Genomic DNA, 18,924 nt, shown 5'->3' with positions numbered 1-18,924 from the left:
GGAGCGCATGGCGTCCTTGCGGCGCCTTGCGATGCCGAAGCACCGCAAGGCATTGCGCCTGGCGCACCGTGACGGCGAAGTGCGGCGTTTAGTGTCCTGCGGCGCTTACCGGTCCTGCGCCGCCGTCCTCTCGCCGGCGGGCACCACGGCGTCCGGCAACGCGAACACGGTCAGCACGCCACCGAGCTCGGTGTATTTCGCCAGGTCCTTATAGCCGCCGGCGGCGCCGAGTCCGTCCGTGCTCTTCGTCAGGCCGGCCGCAAGCCCGATGCCGGCCCAGCCGCCAATGCCGGACAGGACGCCGATATACTGCTTGCCCTTGTATTCCCACGTGTTGATGTTGCCGATGATGCCGGACGGCGTCTTGAATTTCCAGAGCTCCTTGCCGTTGTGGTCGACGGCCTTCAGGTAGCCTTCCAGCGTGCCGTAGAACACCACGTCGCCGGCGGTGGACAGTGCGCCGCTCCACACCGAGAATTTCTCCGGCTTCGACCAGACGATCTTGCCGGTACCGGCATCCCAGGCGATGAAATTGCCCAGGCCGCCATGGCTGTTCGGCGCCGGGTACATTTCCAGCGTCGCGCCCACGTACGGCTGACCCGCCACGTACTCCACCTTGAATGGCTCGTAATCCATGCACACGTGGTTGGTCGGCACGTAGAACAGCCCGGTCTTGCGCGAGTAGGTGGCCGGCTGCTGGTCCTTCGAGCCCAGCGCGGCGGGGCAGACGCCCTTCGAATTGACTTCCTCGCCGTTCTGGTCGGTGCTGTACTTGGCCACCACCTGCGGCCGGCCCGTCTTCATGTCGATGTGCGTGGCCCAGTTGACGGCCGGGTCGAACTTCTCGGCAATCAGCAGCTCGCCGCTGACGCGGTCCATCGTGTAGCCGAAGCCGTTGCGGTCCAGGTGCACGAGCGCCTTGCGCATCTTGCCCTTCACCTTCAGGTCGGCCAGGATCATTTCATTGACACCGTCGTAATCCCATTCGTCGTGCGGCGTCATCTGGAACGCCCATTTCGCCATGCCCGTATCGAGGTCGCGCGCGAAGATCGTCATCGACCATTTGTTGTCGCCCGGGCGCTGGCGCGGATTCCACGTGCTGGGGTTGCCGGTGCCGTAGTACACCGTGTTCAGTTCCGGATCGTAGCTGTACCAGCCCCACGTGGTGCCGCCGCCCAGCTTCCACTGGTCGCCCTTCCAGCTCTTCAACGAGGAATCCTTGCCGACGGGTGCCATCTTGCCGTTGGTCCAGGTCATCGTCTTCGCCGGGTCGATCAGCATGTCCTTGTCCGGCCCGGTGCTGTGGGCCTGCCAGACCAGCTTGCCCGTATTCATGTCGTAGGCGGTGAGACGCCCGCGCACGCCGAATTCACCGCCGCTCACGCCGGTCAGCACCTTGTCCTTGAAGATGTGCGGCGTGTTGGTCGTGGTTTCGCCCTTCTTCGGGTCGCCCGTCTTGACCTTCCAGATTTCCTGGCCCGTCTTCGCGTCGAGCGCCACGAGGGTCGTGTCGGCCTGCTGCAGGAAGATCTTGCCGTTCGCGTACGCGACACCGCGGTTGACGACGTCGCAGCACATCACGGGAATCACGGACGGGTCCTGCTTCGGCTCGTATTTCCACTTGATGCTCTGGTCTTCCAGCGCGATCGCGAAGACCTTGTTCGGGAACGGGCTGTGCACGTACATCATGTCGCCGATGACCAGCGGTCCGCCCTCGTGCCCCCTCAGCACGCCGGTGGAAAACGTCCAGGCCACCGTCAGCTGGCCGGCATTGGCGGCGTTGATCTGTTTCAGCTCGCTGTAGCGCTGGTTGGCCAGGTCGCCGGCCTGCATCGCCCAGTTCTTCGGGTCCTTCGTCAGTTTCTCGACATCGGAGTCGGCCATGGCGAATGCGGGCAGGATGGCCAGCGCGAGGCATGGCCACCAGCGGCCGGGCCGCGTGGCGCGGGTGACACGGTTCAGCAGGAACATGGGGGGTCTCCTTGGTTTTATGGCCCGGCACGATGGTGGACGAGCACTAGCCCAGGGATACGCGCATGGAACGTGCCAGCGGCAGTCAGGGCGCGGACCGTGCGAAATGTTCAAAATCAGACCAGCCGGGGTGCGCCACTGTGCCGCATCCGTGGCAACGACGCTGTGCAGGTGTCGCATGGCGCTCCACTTTTTTGTAATTTCCATATTTATTCTGGTACGGCAGCGTACTATCCTGAACAACAGCGCAACACGTTGAGAACAGCCGCGGCAGGATGCCGATGCCGGCACCGCCAGCGGCGAAGGAGACAGCATGTCCGATGGTGCCCTGGCCCATGTCCGGCGGGTGCGTTCGATCGTCCAGGGCCGCGACGGCTCCGAGGCGGCCGGCTCGTGCAACGCCATTACCCGTTCGTGGATCCGTTGCCTGCACGATTACCAGCTCGACCCCGGCCGGCGCGAAGAGCCGGAAGTGGTGGATGCGGCCGAACTGGCCGAGCGGCGCGAGCGGCTGGCGGGCGTGCAGGCCGTCGCCAAGGTCGAGATGGCCAACCTGTACCAGCAACTGGCCGGCTCGGGCTATGCGATCGTGCTGACCGACGCCGCCGGCGTGCTGCTCAATTATTTCGGCGACCCCGGCTTTACCCACGCAGCATCCCGGTCGGGCCTGATGCCCGGCGCGGTGTGGAGCGAACGGGCGCAGGGTACCAACGGCATGGGCACCTGCCTGGTCGAGCGCCGCCCCGTCACCGTGCACCAGGACGAGCATTACCTGGTCCGCCACATCGGCCTCAGCTGTGCCGGCGCCCCCATCTTTGACCATGAAGGCGAAATCGTCGCGGCGCTGGATGCGTCCGGCGAATCGCGCCTGGCGCAGCAGCACACGCTGGCACTCGTCACGATGTCCGTGCAGATGATCGAGAACCGCGTCTTCCTCGACCGCTTCCGGCACGACTACATCCTGCGCTTCCATAACCGGCCCGAATTCATCGGCACGCTGAGCGAGGGGGCGATCGCGCTGGACCCCGCCGGCAAGGTGCTGGCCGCCACTCGCTGCGCGCTGTTCCAGCTGGGCTTTACGGCGCCGGCGGACATCGTCGGCCGCGACATCACGGAACTGTTCAACAGCTCCTTCCCCGGCCTGGTCGACAGTACGGTGCGCAAAGCTTTCCATGCGGTGCCGATCTTCGGCCTGCGCAATGGCGCCCGTTTCTACAGCGTGATGCTGCCGCCGGTGCGCGTCACGTCGCCTGCCGGCAGGCAGGCCGCCGCATCCACGGGGCAGGCGCCTTCGCCGCTGGAGCGCGTGCATTTCGGCGACGCGGCCATGGCCGCCAACGTGCGCATCGCCACCCGCGTGTGCGAGCGCAACGTGGCGATCATGCTGGTGGGAGAAACCGGCACGGGCAAGGAAGTCTTCGCCCAGGCGCTGCACCGGTCCGGCCCGCGCGCCGGCAAGCCCTTCGTGGCCATCAACTGCGCGGCCATTCCGGAAACGCTGATCGAAAGCGAACTGTTCGGATACCGTGCAGGCGCCTTCACGGGCGCCAGCAAGGAAGGCCAGCAGGGCAAGCTGTACCAGGCCAATGGCGGCACGCTGTTCCTCGACGAAATCGGCGACATGCCCTACCCCTTGCAGGCCCGCCTGCTGCGCGTGCTCGAAGAGCGCACCATCGTGCCGCTGGGCGGCGGTGCCCCGTTGCCCCTGGATATCCAGGTCACCAGCGCCACGCACTGCGACCTGCAGCAAATGATCGCCGACGGCACGTTCCGCGAAGACCTGTTCTACCGCCTGCAGGGCATCACGCTGCGGCTGCCGCCCCTGCGCGAACGCAGCGACGTGCGCGCCCTCGTCAGCCTCATTGTCACCGAGGAAAGCGATGACGGCGCGCCGCTGTCGCTCGACGAAACGCTGCTGGCCGCGCTGGAACGGCAGCGCTGGCCGGGCAACCTGCGCCAGTTGCGGCACCTGCTGCGCGCGATGATCGCGCTGCGCGAATCGGATCACCTGACGGTGCACGACCTGCCGCCGGAGTACCGCACCGGGGTCGTGGCGCGGGACATGCCCGTGCGGGGCAGCGAAGCGGCCGCGCCGGGCACGCCCGATCCCGGCCTGCACGGCACAGGCCCGCTGGGCGCAGGCCTGCCGCTGGACGATGCGCTGGCCGCCGAATCCTGTGCACCCGATTCGCTTGGTGCCGATCCGCTTGCCGCCGATCCGCCTGACACTGAGCCGCAAGGCTTGAATCCGCTGGAACATGCCGAACGCGATGCCTTGCTGCGCGAGCTGCAGCGGCACGGCTGGAACATTTCCACGGTGGCGCGGCAGCTCCATATCAGCCGCAACACCCTGTATCGCAAGGTGCAGCGGCTGCATATCCGTCATCCCGGCAAGGCCGTACCTTGCTGACCGGACGATAACGATGGTGGGAGCGCTATCGGCGCCGCCACATTTGCCCTGAAAGGAACCGCCCATGCCGCCGCTTCGCCGCCTCCTTGTTCCCGCCGCCCTGCTGGCCTGCGTACCCGCCCTGTTCGCCGCGCCATTCGCCTATGTGCCGAATGAAGGTTCCGGCACGATCTCCGTGATCGATACGGCCACCGACCAGGTCGTGGCGGAAATACCCGGCGGCAGCAAGCCGCGGGGTCTGGCGGTGAGCCGGGATGCGCGCTGGCTCTACGTCAGCGACCAGCCGAAAAACCGGCTGCAGATCGTCAGCCTGGAGCGCCGCGCGCCGGAAGGCACCGTCGACCTGGGCGAATCGCCCGAGGGCGTGGCGCTGTCGCCGGATGGCCGCTGGGTCGTCGCCGCCGTCGAGGAAAAGCACGAGATCGTCGTCACGGATACCCGCACGAACACGCGTGCGTTCGCCATTCCCGTGAAGGGCCGCAATCCCGAACACGCCGTGTTCAGCCCGGACGGCAAACAGCTGTTCGTCAGCGCCGAGAACGGCGACGCGGTCGACATCATCGACATGGCGGCGCGCAAGCAGGTGGCCCAGGTTGCCGTAGGTGCCCGGCCGCGCGGCATCGGCTTCCTTCCCGACGGCAGCCGCGCCTACGTGGCGGCCGAGAATGCCAACGAGGTGTACGTGATCGACGCGGTCACCCACGCCGTCGTCGCCCGCATTCCGGCCGGCCTGCGCGCCAACGGCGTGGCCGTGCATCCAGATGGCAGCCGGGTCTACGTGTCCAACGGCGGCGCCGCCAGCGTGTCCGTCATCGACACGAAGACCAATCGGGTGGTGGCCACCGTCGGGGTCGGCGAACGGCCGTGGAACATGGCGCTGACGCCCGATGGCGCCAAGCTGTATGTGGCGAACGGCCGCTCGGGCAGCGTGTCGGTGATCGATACGGCGCGCAATGAAAAGCTGCGTGATATTGCGGTGGGCAAGCTGCCGTGGGGTGTGGTGGTACGGTGAATGCGGGGCGGTCTGGCTCCAGGCGCATTGAGTGAAGCGAACGGCTGTTCTGGCCGATTTCTACCGTAGAGTGTACGACAGCTTTCGCCCCGAAGCGGACACAGGTCACTTGTCAGTCGTCATCTAACGGAGCATAGATATCTACGGAAAGAGCGATGTTACGCTCACCGAGGGCTCGCAATGTTTGCGGCGAGACCTCGATGCCTTCGTTTGATTCCTGCATGAACCAGCCGCAGAAAATGTCCATCTCGAATCTGCTTGCAAGCGAAGCCCAGTCATCGAGGCTCACGTCGATGTCAGCCAGTAGCCGAGAAATTTGGTCATCGAAATCGGCGCTTTCAGTAGGTTCTGCGTCGAGTATCCATGCACCTGTTTTTTTCACAACGACTGCACCGGATGAGGTCGAGTATTGATAGCCCTTGACCCACCCTTGCGTATAGAAGTGACCGAACAGGCGGCTCAGTTCCTCTGGGATGAGATCATCACCAAATACACGAAGTGCGGCCCGACACCTGTTTAATGTTGTCATATTCACCTGGCTTTATGAGTGCGACGACAGTCCGCTTCTGGCCGATTGCAGACCTCTTCGAATCCAAGTCTACGGTCTATGTCGCGACAACAGCAAGTAACATCCACCCAGAGCATCGCCAATGGCTGGGCCTACCCCGGCGCAAACGCCGGCACATCCACGATGCACGCCGGCATCCGCCCCGGTGACGACATCGGCATCCCCGCCTGCAGCAGCGCCAGCACCGCTCCGGCCGGGTTGATGCCGGTCGAGGCATGCAGGCCGGCATAGGAAATCGTCAGCCGCGGGTTCACGTCCAGTACCAGCGGCCCGCTGTCGGCCAGGATGAAGTCGACACCCGCATAACCCCACAGGCCCGGCAGCGCGGCGGCGACGGCCAGCCCCAGCGCTTCGAGCTGGGGCGCCATGCCGGCCAGGCCGTTGATCGTGACGCCGAGGAAGCGGAAATGATTGTCGTGCACGGCCATGCGCTGCTCGTTGCAGGCCAGCACGCACGCGGCGCCGTCGCGGCACAGCAGCGACAGGCTGCCCACGCGGCCGGCGACGAACGGCTGCAGCACGAGTTCCCGTCCGGCGTGCGCGGCGGCCGCCTGTTGCGCCGCGCGGCGATCGTGGAACAGCCGCGTATCGGTGCAGCCCGCGCCGTCGTCCGGCTTGACGACCCAGGCGCCGGGCGCCGCCGGCAGCGTGTCGCCAGGGCTGAAGGTGGCCACGGTGGGAATGCCCGCGCCCAGCAACGCATGGCAGGCTGCCCGCTTGCTGCCGGCGAGCCGCACCGCGGCCGGCGTGCTGCCCAGCAGGATCCGCCCGTGCCGCAGCACGTCCAGCGACAAGCGTTCCAGCAGTCCGCTGCCCACGGGCGCCAGCGGCCACACGGCGTCGGCCGCCAGCACGCAGTCGGTGAAGCACCGGTCGAAGGCGCTGCCGGCAGGGCGCGCTGCCGCGTCGTCGAGCGTCAGCAGTTCGACACCGGGCAGCCGCCGCAGGTCGGCGCACAGCGCGCGCAGCATCAGCTCACCGTCGAAGCGTTGGGACGCGGACGGCCGCGTGGCTCCCGCTCCGCCGGCGCAGGCATGATCGAATGCGAAGACTTTCAAGGTTGCCACCTGCGGCCTCCGCCATGGCACGTGCCGGCCCTATGGGTCAGCGCGCCGGGTCCGTTTCGATCAGCCGCCCCTGTGCATCGAGCAGCGGCACGCCGTATTCGGCGAGGATGGCGCCGATGCGTTCGCGGTTACTGTCGATCAGGCCGTCGATGCGCTGTTTCAGTTCCTTGTCGCCGAAGCGCACCGCCATCGCGATCTCGAAGTCGAAGCGGCTGCCCGGTGACGATGCGAGCGGCACGGCCACAATGCGGTGCTGCGGCGACCGTCCGGCGAAATAGCCGGCAATCGGCCCCCAGACGAAGGCGATATCGACCTTGCCCTCGGCCAGGTCGTTCTCGACGATCTGGCCGGGATATTGCTCGGCATCGCCGGATTGCGGCTGATACGACACGACCTGGCCCATCATGCCGTGCGCCAGCAGCCAGTCCGCCACCGGCGAGCCGCCGAACACGCCCAGCTTGAGCCGCGCGCGCCGTTCCGGCGGCAGCGCCAGCAGGTCGTCCAGCGTGCGCACGCCGTCGAGACCGTTGCCGCCCACATAGGCCATCGCATAGGTGGAACGGTAATAGGGCCGCGTCACGATGCCCAGGTCGAACCCGGTCGCCACGCCGGTGACCAGGTCGCACTTGAAACGGTCCGTGCCCGGTTCCTTCGCGCGCAGCGTGTTGCGGATGAAGCCCATGCGCTGCGGGAACCACGTGTAGGCGATATCCCAGCCCAGCTCCTGCGCGAACAGCGCGGCGATGCGGTTCTCGAAGCCGGCCAGGTCGCGCCGCGAGAACGGCAGGTTGTTCGGGTCCTGGCAGACCCGCAGCACCGGCCGCCCGCCAGTCTCCACCTTGGGCTCCACCTTGGCCTCTACCCCGGGCTTCACATCGGGTACGGCCTGCCCGGCAGGTTGCGATGCCGCCGGCCCCGGCAACGCCAGGCACAGCAAGGCAGCGCCGAGCAGCGCCGCGATCCGGGGCGTCATTTGCCGGCCTCCTGCAGCTTGCCGGGCGCGATGGCGCCATCCGAGCGGCCCTTCAGGTAGGCGTACAGGTTGTCGATATTGTCGACCACCTGCTGGCTGCCGTCGAAGTTGGGCATGCCCTTGTCGATCCGGCCCTGCAGCACCGTGTTCTTGAAGTCGTCCTTTGACAGAGTCTTCAGGCTCGTCGTCAGTGCGGGGCCGACGGCGCCTTCCTGCTGCGCGCCGTGGCACCGTTCGCAGGCCAGCGCGCGCCAGGTGCGCCAGCCGCTCATGGTTCGTGCATCGACCTTGTTGCCGTCCACCACCTGGTAGGGCGTGGCGTCGGCCAGGGCCGCCGGCGCGGCCATGCACATGGCCAGCGCCATGCCATGCACCGCATAACGTACATAAAGCAGGCAACGGGGAAATGAGAGTGTGGTCACATCGAATTCCTGTCAAATTTGCACGCGCTAGCGCAGCATGCAGGCCTTTGCCGCATCGGCCTGGATTGCCTTGTACTTCGCCGCCATCGTCTTGACGCCTGGCGGGTCGCGGAATTCGGCGCCGCGCGGTCCTTCCAGCGTCTGGTAGCGCAGCGCGGCGGACATCGTCACATAGTCGTCGTACGCCAGTTGCGCGCCGACCCGGTCGATCACGCAGGCGCACTGGTACAGGGTTTCCTGCTTGCCGCCATGGTTGTTCATGCACTCGAGCACGTACTCGACCCGTGCCACGGTGGGGAAATCGTTCGGGGGCGCGGCGGGCGTTCCTCCCGCAAGCAACGGGAGCAGCAGTGCCGCGGCAAGGATCGCCTTCATGCGCGCCTCCTCAGCCGGCCTGGCGCGGCGTGCCCGCCAGTTTCGCGGCATTGGCCGCCAGCGCGTCCATCAGCGGCGGCGACAGGCAATCGTAGGGCGGCAGTCCCAGCTCGTTCAGGCGCGCGCGGATCGCCCCCATCTGTTCCGGGGCGGCGCCCGACTCGATGACGGACGAGACGAAGGCGGCGAACGTGGGCGGCGCCCAGCCGGGTTCGCCCGACAGCTCCGTGTGCACGAAATCCAGGCCGTAGAACGCGTGCTGGGCGTTGTCGATGCGCCCGTACAGGTGCACGCCGCAGCCGGTGCAGGCATGGCGGCGGATGGTGGCGGTGGGGTCCACCACCTGCAGCTTGTGGCCGTTGGCGGTGACTTCGACCTTGTCGCGACCGACCACGGCGATCTGCGAAAACAGCGCGCCGTCCGGCTTCCAGCATTTGGTGCAGCCGCAGGCGTGGTTGTGCGCCACCTGGCTGCCGATGCGCACGGTAACGGGATCGGTGGCGCAGCGGCACGTCAGCGTGCCGCCCTGGAAGCCCGGCGTTTCCGGGGCAATGCCCGCATCGATGGCGGGATGGATATGGATGGCCATGCTGTCTCCTTGTGGTGATTTGTTCGTGATGCGTGTTGGGTCAGTACAGGACGACGGAACGGATCGACTCGCCCCGTTTCATCAGGTCGAAGCCTTCGTTGATGCGCTCGAGCGGCAGGGTGTGGGTGATCAGGTCGTCGATGTTGAGCTTGCCGTCCATGTACCAGTCGACGATCTTCGGCACGTCGGTGCGGCCGCGCGCGCCGCCGAAGGCGGAGCCCTTCCATTGGCGGCCCGTCACCAGCTGGAACGGCCGTGTAGAGATTTCCTCGCCGGCGGCCGCCACGCCGATGATGAACGACTGGCCCCAGCCCTTGTGCGTGCACTCGAGCGCCTGCCGCATCAGCGCCGTATTGCCGACGCACTCGAACGAGTAATCGGCGCCGCCACCCGTCAGCTGCACGATGTGGTCGACGACGTTCTCCACGTCGCGCGGATTGATGAAGTCCGTCATGCCGAAGCGGCGCGCGATGTCGACCCGGCCGGGATTGATGTCGATGCCGATGATGCGGTCCGCGCCGATCATCTTCGCGCCCTGGATGACGTTCAGCCCGATTCCGCCCAGCCCGAACACGGCGACGTTGGCGCCTGCCTCCACCTTCGCCGAGAACACGACGGCGCCGACGCCCGTGGTCACGCCGCAGCCGATGTAGCACGCCTTGTCGAACGGCGCGTCCGCGCGGATCTTCGCCAGCGCGATCTCGGGCACCACGATGTAGTTCGAGAATGTCGAGGTGCCCATGTAGTGCAGGATGGGCTTGCCGTCGAGGGTGAAGCGGCTGGTACCGTCCGGCATCAGCCCGCGCCCCTGCGTCGTCCGGATCGACTGGCACAGGTTGGTCTTGCGGGACAGGCAGAACTTGCACTGCCGGCACTCCGGCGTGTACAGCGGGATCACATGGTCGCCGGCCCGCAGCGACGTCACGCCCGGCCCCGTTTCCAGCACGACGCCGGCGCCTTCATGGCCCAGGATCGCCGGGAACAGGCCTTCGGGATCGGCGCCCGACAGGGTGTAGTAGTCGGTATGGCAGATGCCGGTGGCCTTGATTTCCACCAGCACTTCGCCGGCCTGCGGCGGCGCAAGGTCCACGGTCTCGATCGTCAGCGGGGCGCCCGCCTGCCAGGCAATGGCAGCTTTTGTTTTCATCGTCTCTCCTGGGGCGACGGACCGTTCCGGCGCCATGGCGCGGCGCACGGCGGCCGCAAGGAGGTAATGGCAAATTGCGTGCCAATGATCCCGGCGGGGAAAACGCGGACAAATGCGCGGGATCGTGCGGGGAGCGTGCCTTGAACGCGGCATCGCGCGGGGCGGTTGTGCAGGATCGGATCACCCGGCGCCGCCGCTGTTCCGTTTCCGGGGCGTGTCAGAAACGGTAGCGCAGGCCGGCCAGCACCGTGCGCGGCGCACCGGGCGCGACAAAGCGTGCCGGCGCCGCATCGGCGCCGGGTGCCAGCGGCCGGCCACCCGGGAACACATCTTCCGCCACGGTGCCGTAGGTTTCAAAGCGCCGGTCGAACACATTGTTGACACGTACAAACACTTCCCAGCCGGGGACAGGCTGCCAGCCGGCACGCAGGTGCAGCAGGGCGTGGCCGCGGATGCGCCAGTCGGCCCGCTGCGGCGGCTCGTCGTCTTCCGCGTCTTCCGTCAGGCCGTCCTCGTTGCCCTGTGTGAGCAGGTTGGATACCGCCAGCACGTCCACGCCCACGGTCCAGCCGGGCGCGGGAGCCCAGTCCGCACCCAGCTTCAATGTGTGCCGCGGCAGGCCCGCCAGCCGAGTACCCGAGGTTGCGCGCACATTGCGTGCGCCGGTAAACAGCACGCCATCGGCGGCATACACGGCGGCCAGGTAACTGTAGCTGGCCCGCAGCGTGACGTCGCCCAGCCGCGCCATGCCGCCGGCATCGACCCCCGCGTGGCGCGTGCGCGGGAAATTGGCGAAATAGCCCTGCTGGCTGGTGCCGGCACTGTGGAACAGGATGTCGTCGCGGTTCACGGTGCGGTACAGCGACAGCGCCGCGTCCGCGCTGGCGGTACGCCAGCGGACGCCGGCTTCCACGGTGCGCGATACCACCTGGGCCAGGTAGGGATCGGCCTGCAGTCCCACCGGCAGGCGGCAGGGCTGCGCCGGATCGGCACAGCCCAGCTCGATCACGGTCGGCACGCGGTTGCTTTGCGCCACATTGGCAAACAGCGTCAGCGCGGCATCGACCTGCCGGGCAATGCCGAGCGACGGGTTGAGTTTTCGGTAGGTAAACACTTCGCGCGGCTGCACGCCTTCGTCGTTCGTCAGCGTATTCGCCACCCGGGCGTGGTTGAACCGCGCCGACAGCGTGGCATAGGTGCCGGGCGCCAGCCGCCACGTGTCGCTCGCGTAGAGTCCCGCCATGCGGGCGCGGCCGGTGACCGACGATGACGGTTCACGTTCCTCTTCCGGATCGGCCAGCACCTCGCGCGTGGCGCTGAAGAAGCCCTCCTGCTCGAATTGGGCGAAACGGACACGGTTGCGGTCGAACGACAGGCCCGCGCTCAGCTGGTGATCGCCGCGCGTGACGGCCAGCTGGACGCTGGCGCCTTCGCCACGCTGCCGCGACGCGGTGGTGTTCAGTACCGCCGGATGGGCTGGTGAATGAGCGTCTTCGTCGCAGGCCGGATCGTCCGGCTCCGCGGCGCAGTCGCCGGACTCGGCCGCCCCTTCGGCCTCCTCTTCGGCCCCCTCTTCGGCCTCCTCGCCTGCATCGTCGTTCACATCGCCATTGACGGTGTCGCGCCGGCTGTGGCGGACGTATGCCGCCGCCGTCAGCACGGCACCGCTGCCCAGCTGCTGGTGCAGGTTGAAGGCCAGCTGGCCGAGACGGTTGCGCGTGCGGTCGGGGTGGGTATAGACGGCGCGACGGTCCAGGTCGTACAAGCCGGGCGCGTCCGCCGTGCCCCCCGGCAGCAGCCCGTTGCCGAGCAGCTTGCTGCGTCCGCCCAGCAGCGAAACACTCCAGTCCGACCCGCCGGCGCTGCGGCCCACTTTCAGGAACACGTTGCCGAGCCGGCCCGCCGAGTGATTGCGCCAGCCGTCTTCGTCGAAGGCCGTTGCCGCCAGCAGCGTATGCCATCCGGCTGACGCGGTGCCATAGGACATGTCGAGCCGGCGGCGCGCGCCGCTGCCCAGCGTGGCTTCCGCCATCAGGCCGGGATGGCTGCGGCCCGACTTGGTTGTCAGCGACAGCGCGCCGCCCAGCGTATTCAGGCCATACAGGGGGTTCGAGCCAGGCACCAGCAGGATCCCGCCCAGCGCGGCTTCCGGCACCATGTCCCAGTTGATCACGTCGCCGAACGGCTCGTTGACGCGCACGCCGTCGAGGTACACGGACAGGCCCTGGCCCGAGCCCAGCACCGGCGACGCCCGGTAGCCGCGGAACGTGACGTCAGTCTGGAACGGGCTGCCGGAAATATCGTTGACATGGATGCCCGCCGCGTGGCGCGACAGGTAATCGGCCAGCGTATCGGCGCGCGCCTGCGTGACCTCCCGGTCGGTGGCGCGCTGCACCGCATAGGGCAGGCGGTCGCGCTCGATGGCGGCGGCGGATTGCGGTGCGATGCCGACGATTTCCACAATGGGCAGCGGCCCAAGGGGAAAGTCAGGCGTGCCGGCGAAGGCAGCGGGAGCAAGCAGCACCGCGCCGGCGGCGAGCGGCATGCGCAGTGATGAACGCCATGGTGAACGTGACAGCGGACAGGAAACTTGCCGGGTTGGCCGGCCGGTTTTCGCACTCTTCAAGATAGGACTCGCTGGTGGCAATATCGCTGAGTCTTATCCTGAAGCTAATTACATGCCATGCATGGCGATGCGTGGCTGGACAGGGACTGTACCGAATCCGGTACAGTTGCGCCGGATTCTTACTGGGCCCACGCGGAAGGGGAGAACAGGTAGCCCTCGCCCCACACGGTCTTGATCTTTTCCGAATCGGTATCGTCGAACTTGCGGCGCAGTTTCGAGATGCTGTTGTCGATGCTGCGGTCGAGGCCGTCGAATTCGATGCCGCGCATTTTCTTCAGCAGCGCATCGCGCGACAGCACGGTGCCGGCCGATTCGGCCAGCACCAGCAGCAGCTTGTATTCCGTATTGCTCAGCACGCAGGGTTCGCCGCGCCAGGTCACCGTGCGGTCGCTGGTGGCGATCGACAGCGCGCCGAACGTCAGCTGGTCGGTGGCGCCCTTGCCCTGGGCGCGGCGCAGCAGTGCACGCAGGCGGGCCAGCAGCACGCGCGGCTGCACCGGTTTGTTGATGAAGTCGTCCGCGCCCTGTTCCAGCAGCGATACCTCGTCGTAGGAATCCTCGCGCGCCGTCATGATCAGGATCGGCACCTTGGTGATGTCGCGCAGCTGGCGGCAGACCAGCATGCCGTCCAGCCCGGGCAGCATCAGGTCGAGGATTACGATGTCGGGCGGGCTTGCCTTGAAGCGCGCCAGTGCTTCGTCGCCCCGGCTCACCACGTCCACCTTGAACTCGTAACCCGCAAGATATTCCGTGACCAGGTCGGCCAGGCGGGCGTCGTCTTCCACCAGCATCACTCGATACATAGCAAATCTCCTATTTGTCTATTGTATAAGAGCAATGGCAAAAAAAGATCATCCGGTACGTCGGGAGGACAAAACCATACAGTTTCGCGACAACTCACAGCGCCCGGGCGATCAGCAGTTTCTGGATGTCGGAGGTGCCCTCGTAGATCTGGCAGACGCGTACGTCGCGGTAGATCCGTTCCACCGGGAAGTCGGACACATATCCATAGCCGCCGTGCACCTGGATTGCATCCGAGCACACACGTTCCGCCATTTCGGACGCGAACAGCTTGGCCATCGCCGCTTCCTTCAGGCAGGGCAGTCCGGCATCCTTCATCGACGCCGCGTGCAGGATCAACTGGCGCGCGGCCTCGATCTGCGTTGCCATCTCGGAGAGTTTGAATTGTACCGACTGGTGCTGGAAGATTGGTTGCCCAAATGTCTCACGATCTTTTGCGTAGGCGAGCGCGGCGTCGAAAGCGGCACGCGCCATGCCCACCGCCTGCGAGGCGATGCCGATGCGTCCGCCTTCCAGGCCGGACAGGGCGATCTTGTACCCCATGCCTTCCTCGCCGATCAGGTTGTCCGCCGGGATGCGGCAGTTGTCGAACACGATCTGCGCGGTATCGGACGAGTGCTGGCCCATCTTCTGCTCCAGGCCGGCAACGATGTAGCCGGGCGTGGCAGTCGGCACCCAGAAGGCGCTGATGCCTTTCTTGCCGGCGGCCTTGTCGGTGACGGCGAGCACGATCGCCACGTCGGCGTACTTGCCCGAGGTGATGAACTGCTTGACGCCATTGATCACGTAGTGATTGCCATCGCGCGTGGCCGTGGTGCGCAGTGCGGCCGCATCGCTGCCCGTGTGCGGTTCCGTCAGGCAGAACGCGCCCAGCATCGCGCCGCCCGCGAGCGGGCGCAGCCATTGCTCCTTCTGCGCCGGGTTCGCGTACATCATGGCAATGCTGCAGACGGGGCAGTTGTTGACGGAGATGATCGTCGACGTGCCGCCATCGCCGGCCGCGATTTCCTCCAGCACCAGGGCCAGCGATACATAGTCGAGACCGGCACCGCCGTTTTCTTCCGGCACCGCTACGCCGAAGGCGCCCAGCGCCGCCAGCTCCTTCAGCTCCGCCTGCGGAAAGTGGTGCTCGCGGTCCCAGCGCGCCGCCTGCGGCGCCAGCCGCTCGCGCGCATAGTCGCGCAGCGCGTCGCGGATCATCTGGTGTTCTTCGTTCAGTACCATGGGTCTCCCTGTTTTAATTGAACGCTGCAACGGCTTTTTCAGCCATTCCCACCATTACCACCATTACCACCCGATCGGCTGCCCGTCGTACGTGACGAATACCGGCTGCGCGGAAGCGGGCAGGGCGGCCAGCGTGGCGCGGATGCCGCTGGCGCTGTCCGCCGGCGCCAGGTCGGCTTCGGCGCCGCCCATGTCGGTGCGCACCCAGCCGGGGTGCAGGGCCGCGCACGTGGCGCCCTGGCCGCCGAATGCCAGCGCGGTATCGACCAGTACCGAATTGAGCGCCGCCTTGCTGGCGCGGTACAGCGAGCCGGTCGCACTATGCCGTTCGCTCAGCGAGCCCATCTTCGACGACATCACGGCCAGCTTGCCGCCGGCGGCGGCCACCATCGGTGCGACGATCGGCAGCAGCCGCATCGCCGCCAGCACATTGGTGTGCATGACATTGTCGAAATCGGCCTCGACGGGGAAGCCATCGTGCCGCGGGCCGTACACGCCGGCGTTCAGGATCGCCACGTCGAGGTGCTCGCCATCGAGTTTCCAGCCCAGCCCGGCCACCGCCTCGACGTTGTTAACGTCCAGCACGTGCATTTCCGCGCCCAGTGCGGCCAGCTCCGCGCCATCGTCCGCCTTGCGGGTGGTGGCGATCACGCGCCAGCCGTCCTGCAGGTACTGGCGCGCCAGTTCGTGGCCGATGCCGCGCGATGCGCCGATGATCAGTGCCACCGCCATTACACGAGCTCCACGCCGACTGCCGTCGCTTCGCCGCCGCCGATGCACAGCGCCGCCACGCCGCGCTTGCCGCCGCGCTCCTTCAGCGCGCCCAGCAGGGTCACGATGATGCGCGCGCCGGAAGCGCCGATCGGGTGGCCCAGCGCGCAGGCGCCGCCGTGCACGTTCACTTTGGCATGGGCGATGTCCAGCTCGTGCATGGCCGCCATCGGTACCGCCGCGAAGGCCTCGTTGATCTCGAACAGGTCCACGTCCGCCACCTTCCAGCCGTTCTTGCCGAGCAGCTTCTGGATCGCGCCGACCGGCGCCGTGGTGAATTCGTTCGGCGCCAGCGCGTTCGTTGCATGGCCGACCAGCTTCGCGATGATCGGTGCACCCAGTTTCCGGGCCGTCGATTCGCGCATCAGCACCAGCGCCGCCGCGCCGTCGTTGATCGACGACGACGAGGCCGCCGTGATCGTGCCGTCCTTTTTAAACGCCGGCCGCAGGGACGGAATCTTTTCCACCTTCGCCTTGGCCGGACCCTCGTCCGTGTCGATGACGGTGTCGCCGGCGCGGCCCGATACGGTGACGGGTGCGATTTCCCATGCGAACTTGCTGCCGGCCGCCGCCGCCTTGGCACGCTGCACCGATTCGATCGCGTAGGCATCCTGCTGCTCGCGGGTGAAGCCGAACTTCGTCGCGCATTCTTCGGCGAAGGTGCCCATCGAGCGGCCGCCGCCGGTCTTTTCATCCTTGCTGTAGGCGTCTTCCAGGCCGTCCAGCATCATGTGGTCGAACAGCATGCCGTGGCCGATGCGGTAGCCGCCGCGGCCTTTCGGCACCAGGTAGGGCGCGTTGGTCATCGATTCCATGCCGCCGGCGATGACGACGTCCGCGCTGCCGGCCACCAGCTGGTCGTGCGCGAAGATCGCCGCCTGCATCGCCGAGCCGCACATCTTCGATAGCGTGACGGCGCCGGTGGAGGTCGGCAAGCCCGCCTTCAGCAGGGCCTGGCGCGCCGGCGCCTGGCCCTGGCCCGCCATCAGGCAGTTGCCGAAATACACGTGCTCGACGAGTTCCGGCGCGATGCCGGCGCGTTCCACGGCGGCGCGGATCGCCACGGCGCCCAGGTCATTGCCGGACAGGCTGGAAAAATCGCCCTGGAAGGCGCCCATCGGGGTGCGCGCGGCGCCGACGATAACGACAGGATCATTCATTGGATGGTCTCCGGTAAGGATGGCACCGTCGCCGGTGCCGGGGAATGGCAGAATCGGATGGATTGCGGGTAGGGGAACACGTCCTCGACGATGCCGCCGAGAATGCGGTCCTTGCGCTGCTGCCACCACTCGGGCGTCAGCAGTTCGGCATGGTGCCGCAGGAAAGCGCGGCGGATATTCGGATTACCCAGCAGGAACTGGCCGAACTGTTCGGGAAACACGTCGTGGCGCGCGACCGGGTACCACGGTTCGGAGGCCATTTCATCCTCCTCGTTGCGCGCCGCCGGGATCGCCCGGAAGTTGCAGTCGGTGACGTATTCGATCTCGTCGTAGTCGTAGAACACCACACGGCGGTGGCGGGTCACGCCGAAGTTCTTGTACAGCATGTCGCCCGGAAAAATGTTGGCCGCCACCAGGTCGCGGATCGCGTTGCCGTATTCAACGATGCCGTGCTCCAGCTCCGCCGCGTTGCCGCTGCGCTCGGCCTGCGACAGCCACAGGTTCAGCGGCGTCATGCGGCGCTCGATGTACAGGTGCCGGATGATCAGCTGGTCGCCTTCTTCTTCCACCTGGGATGGCGCGTGGTGTTTCAGCTCGGCCACCAGCGCATCGGCGAAGCGCGCGCGGGGAAACGCCACGCAGGAGTACTCGAGCGTGTCCGCCATGCGGCCGACGCGGTCGTGGTACTTGACCAGCAGGTATTTCTCCTTCACCTGGGCGCGCGTGGTGTCCTTCGGCGGCGGATAGAAATCCTTGATCACCTTGAATACATAGGGGAAGGAGGGCAGTGCGAACACCAGCATCACCAGGCCGCGGATGCCGGGCGCGGTGTCGAACATGTCCGACGAATGCTTCAGGTGCTGCAGGAAGTCGCGGTAAAACGCCGTCTTGCCCTGCTTTTGCAGGCCCAGCACCGTGTAGATCTCGCTGCGCGGCTTGTGCGGCAGCAGCGTGCGCAGGAATTGCACGCAGGCGGACGGCACCTCCATGTCCACCATGAAGTAGGCCCGGGTAAACGAGAACAGGCTCTCGACCTGGCGCCGGTCCGTCAGCACGGCGTCGACCACCAGCCGCCCGGCACTGTCATGCAGCAGCGGCAGCACGAAGGGCAGCTCCTGGTCGCCGTTCACGGCCTTGCCGACGAGATAGGCTCCCTTGTTGCGGAAAAACGGGCTGGACAGGATCTGGAACTGCGCGTTCGGCGCCATCTCGTCGAAGAACGGCGCCAGGCTGTGTTCCACGCGGGCGATGTCGCGCGCCAGGTCGGCGAACGGGGTCGCGAACTGGAAATTGGTGACGATGCGGGCCAGCGTGAAGCGCATGCCATCGGCCTGCGGGTAATACACGCGGTAGGTGGGCGCCGCCTCGTCGGTATCGATGTATTCGGTGGAGACCACCGGGCGAACGAAGATGAACTCGTTGTTGAAGTAGCGCCGGTGCAGCATCTTGCAGCAGACGGAATTGAAGAACGTTTCCGCCAGCTCCGGGCGCTTGTGGCGCGTGAGCAGGCCGATGTAATGCAGCTTCGACTCGCGCCATGCCTCGTCGGTCAAGTCCTCGGGCTCGTAGTCGTCTTCCAGCGATTGCACGCATTCGTCGACGCGGCGGTCGTAAAAACCGATCCGCTGGCGCGCCGCCTCCTGCGCCGCCGCCCACTCTCCACGCTCGAAATAGCCGCGCGCGTCCTGGCTGGCCTGGCGGAACAGGCTGTAGTGCTTGTCGAAGCCGTCGAGGATCGCGCGCGCGATGTCGAACGCGATCTGCGAGGACAGCAGTTTGGGAAAGGCGGGCTCTGTCATCATCGTTCA

The 18,924-nt window shown here is 66.7% G+C and carries 16 protein-coding genes; 2 read left to right on the top strand and 14 right to left on the bottom strand.

The window, feature by feature from the left end:
- Nucleotides 1–105 precede the first annotated feature (105 nt).
- Nucleotides 106–1,971, bottom strand: a complete 1,866-nt coding sequence (locus tag ACY34H_RS21120; protein ID WP_464979423.1) for a methanol/ethanol family PQQ-dependent dehydrogenase — start codon at nt 1,969–1,971, stop codon at nt 106–108.
- Nucleotides 1,972–2,284: 313 nt separating this feature from the next.
- On the opposite strand from ACY34H_RS21120, the gene ACY34H_RS21115 reads away from it, so the two are divergent.
- A complete protein-coding gene (locus ACY34H_RS21115; protein ID WP_464979422.1) occupies nt 2,285–4,381 on the top strand; it encodes a sigma-54-dependent Fis family transcriptional regulator in 2,097 nt (698 codons plus the stop codon).
- Nucleotides 4,382–4,445: 64 nt separating this feature from the next.
- A complete protein-coding gene (locus ACY34H_RS21110) occupies nt 4,446–5,393 on the top strand; it encodes a beta-propeller fold lactonase family protein (protein ID WP_464979421.1) in 948 nt (315 codons plus the stop codon).
- 112 nt (nt 5,394–5,505) lie between these two features.
- Here ACY34H_RS21110 and ACY34H_RS21105 read toward each other — a convergent pair whose 3' ends face one another.
- The 13 genes from ACY34H_RS21105 to aceK form a co-directional block, all read right to left on the bottom strand.
- Complete coding sequence (locus ACY34H_RS21105; RefSeq protein WP_464979420.1) at nt 5,506–5,922, bottom strand: DUF4279 domain-containing protein; 417 nt, start codon at nt 5,920–5,922, stop codon at nt 5,506–5,508.
- A gap of 131 nt (nt 5,923–6,053) precedes the next feature.
- Nucleotides 6,054–7,019, bottom strand: a complete 966-nt coding sequence (locus tag ACY34H_RS21100) for an ATP-grasp domain-containing protein (RefSeq protein WP_464979419.1) — start codon at nt 7,017–7,019, stop codon at nt 6,054–6,056.
- A 46-nt stretch (nt 7,020–7,065) separates the two neighbouring features.
- Nucleotides 7,066–8,001 carry a quinoprotein dehydrogenase-associated putative ABC transporter substrate-binding protein gene (locus ACY34H_RS21095; protein WP_464979418.1) on the bottom strand — a complete coding sequence of 312 codons (936 nt, stop codon included), beginning with the start codon at nt 7,999–8,001 and terminating at the stop codon, nt 7,066–7,068.
- Nucleotides 7,998–8,366, bottom strand: coding sequence for a c-type cytochrome (locus tag ACY34H_RS21090; protein WP_464979485.1), 369 nt, complete (start codon nt 8,364–8,366; stop codon nt 7,998–8,000). Before ACY34H_RS21090 ends, ACY34H_RS21095 begins: the two co-directional genes overlap by 4 nt.
- Nucleotides 8,367–8,450: 84 nt before the next feature.
- Nucleotides 8,451–8,798 (bottom strand): hypothetical protein, encoded by a 348-nt coding sequence (locus ACY34H_RS21085; RefSeq protein WP_464979417.1) that lies wholly within the window; start codon nt 8,796–8,798, stop codon nt 8,451–8,453.
- A gap of 10 nt (nt 8,799–8,808) precedes the next feature.
- Nucleotides 8,809–9,387 carry an S-(hydroxymethyl)glutathione synthase gene (gfa, locus tag ACY34H_RS21080; protein WP_464979416.1) on the bottom strand — a complete coding sequence of 193 codons (579 nt, stop codon included), beginning with the start codon at nt 9,385–9,387 and terminating at the stop codon, nt 8,809–8,811.
- 40 nt (nt 9,388–9,427) lie between these two features.
- A complete protein-coding gene (locus tag ACY34H_RS21075) occupies nt 9,428–10,534 on the bottom strand; it encodes an S-(hydroxymethyl)glutathione dehydrogenase/class III alcohol dehydrogenase (RefSeq protein WP_464979415.1) in 1,107 nt (368 codons plus the stop codon).
- Between the two features lie 217 nt (nt 10,535–10,751).
- On the bottom strand, nt 10,752–13,079 hold the full coding sequence (locus tag ACY34H_RS21070) for a TonB-dependent receptor (protein WP_464979414.1): 2,328 nt from the start codon (nt 13,077–13,079) through the stop codon (nt 10,752–10,754).
- 200 nt (nt 13,080–13,279) lie between these two features.
- The gene (locus ACY34H_RS21065; protein WP_464979413.1) at nt 13,280–13,963 is read right to left on the bottom strand and encodes a response regulator; all 684 of its coding nucleotides are present in this window, start codon (nt 13,961–13,963) and stop codon (nt 13,280–13,282) included.
- Between the two features lie 94 nt (nt 13,964–14,057).
- Complete coding sequence (locus tag ACY34H_RS21060; protein WP_464979412.1) at nt 14,058–15,185, bottom strand: acyl-CoA dehydrogenase family protein; 1,128 nt, start codon at nt 15,183–15,185, stop codon at nt 14,058–14,060.
- A gap of 63 nt (nt 15,186–15,248) precedes the next feature.
- Entirely contained in the window at nt 15,249–15,917 is a 669-nt protein-coding gene (locus ACY34H_RS21055) for an SDR family oxidoreductase (RefSeq protein WP_464979411.1), read from the bottom strand.
- Nucleotides 15,917–17,116, bottom strand: a complete 1,200-nt coding sequence (locus ACY34H_RS21050) for an acetyl-CoA C-acyltransferase (protein WP_464979410.1) — start codon at nt 17,114–17,116, stop codon at nt 15,917–15,919. Before ACY34H_RS21050 ends, ACY34H_RS21055 begins: the two co-directional genes overlap by 1 nt.
- Nucleotides 17,113–18,915 carry a bifunctional isocitrate dehydrogenase kinase/phosphatase gene (gene aceK / locus ACY34H_RS21045; RefSeq protein ID WP_464979484.1) on the bottom strand — a complete coding sequence of 601 codons (1,803 nt, stop codon included), beginning with the start codon at nt 18,913–18,915 and terminating at the stop codon, nt 17,113–17,115. Before aceK ends, ACY34H_RS21050 begins: the two co-directional genes overlap by 4 nt.
- Between the last annotated feature and the right edge of the window lie 9 nt (nt 18,916–18,924).

The organism is Pseudoduganella sp. jia 9 (assembly GCF_055502615.1).
This window is presented reverse-complemented; position numbering and strand designations above follow the sequence as displayed.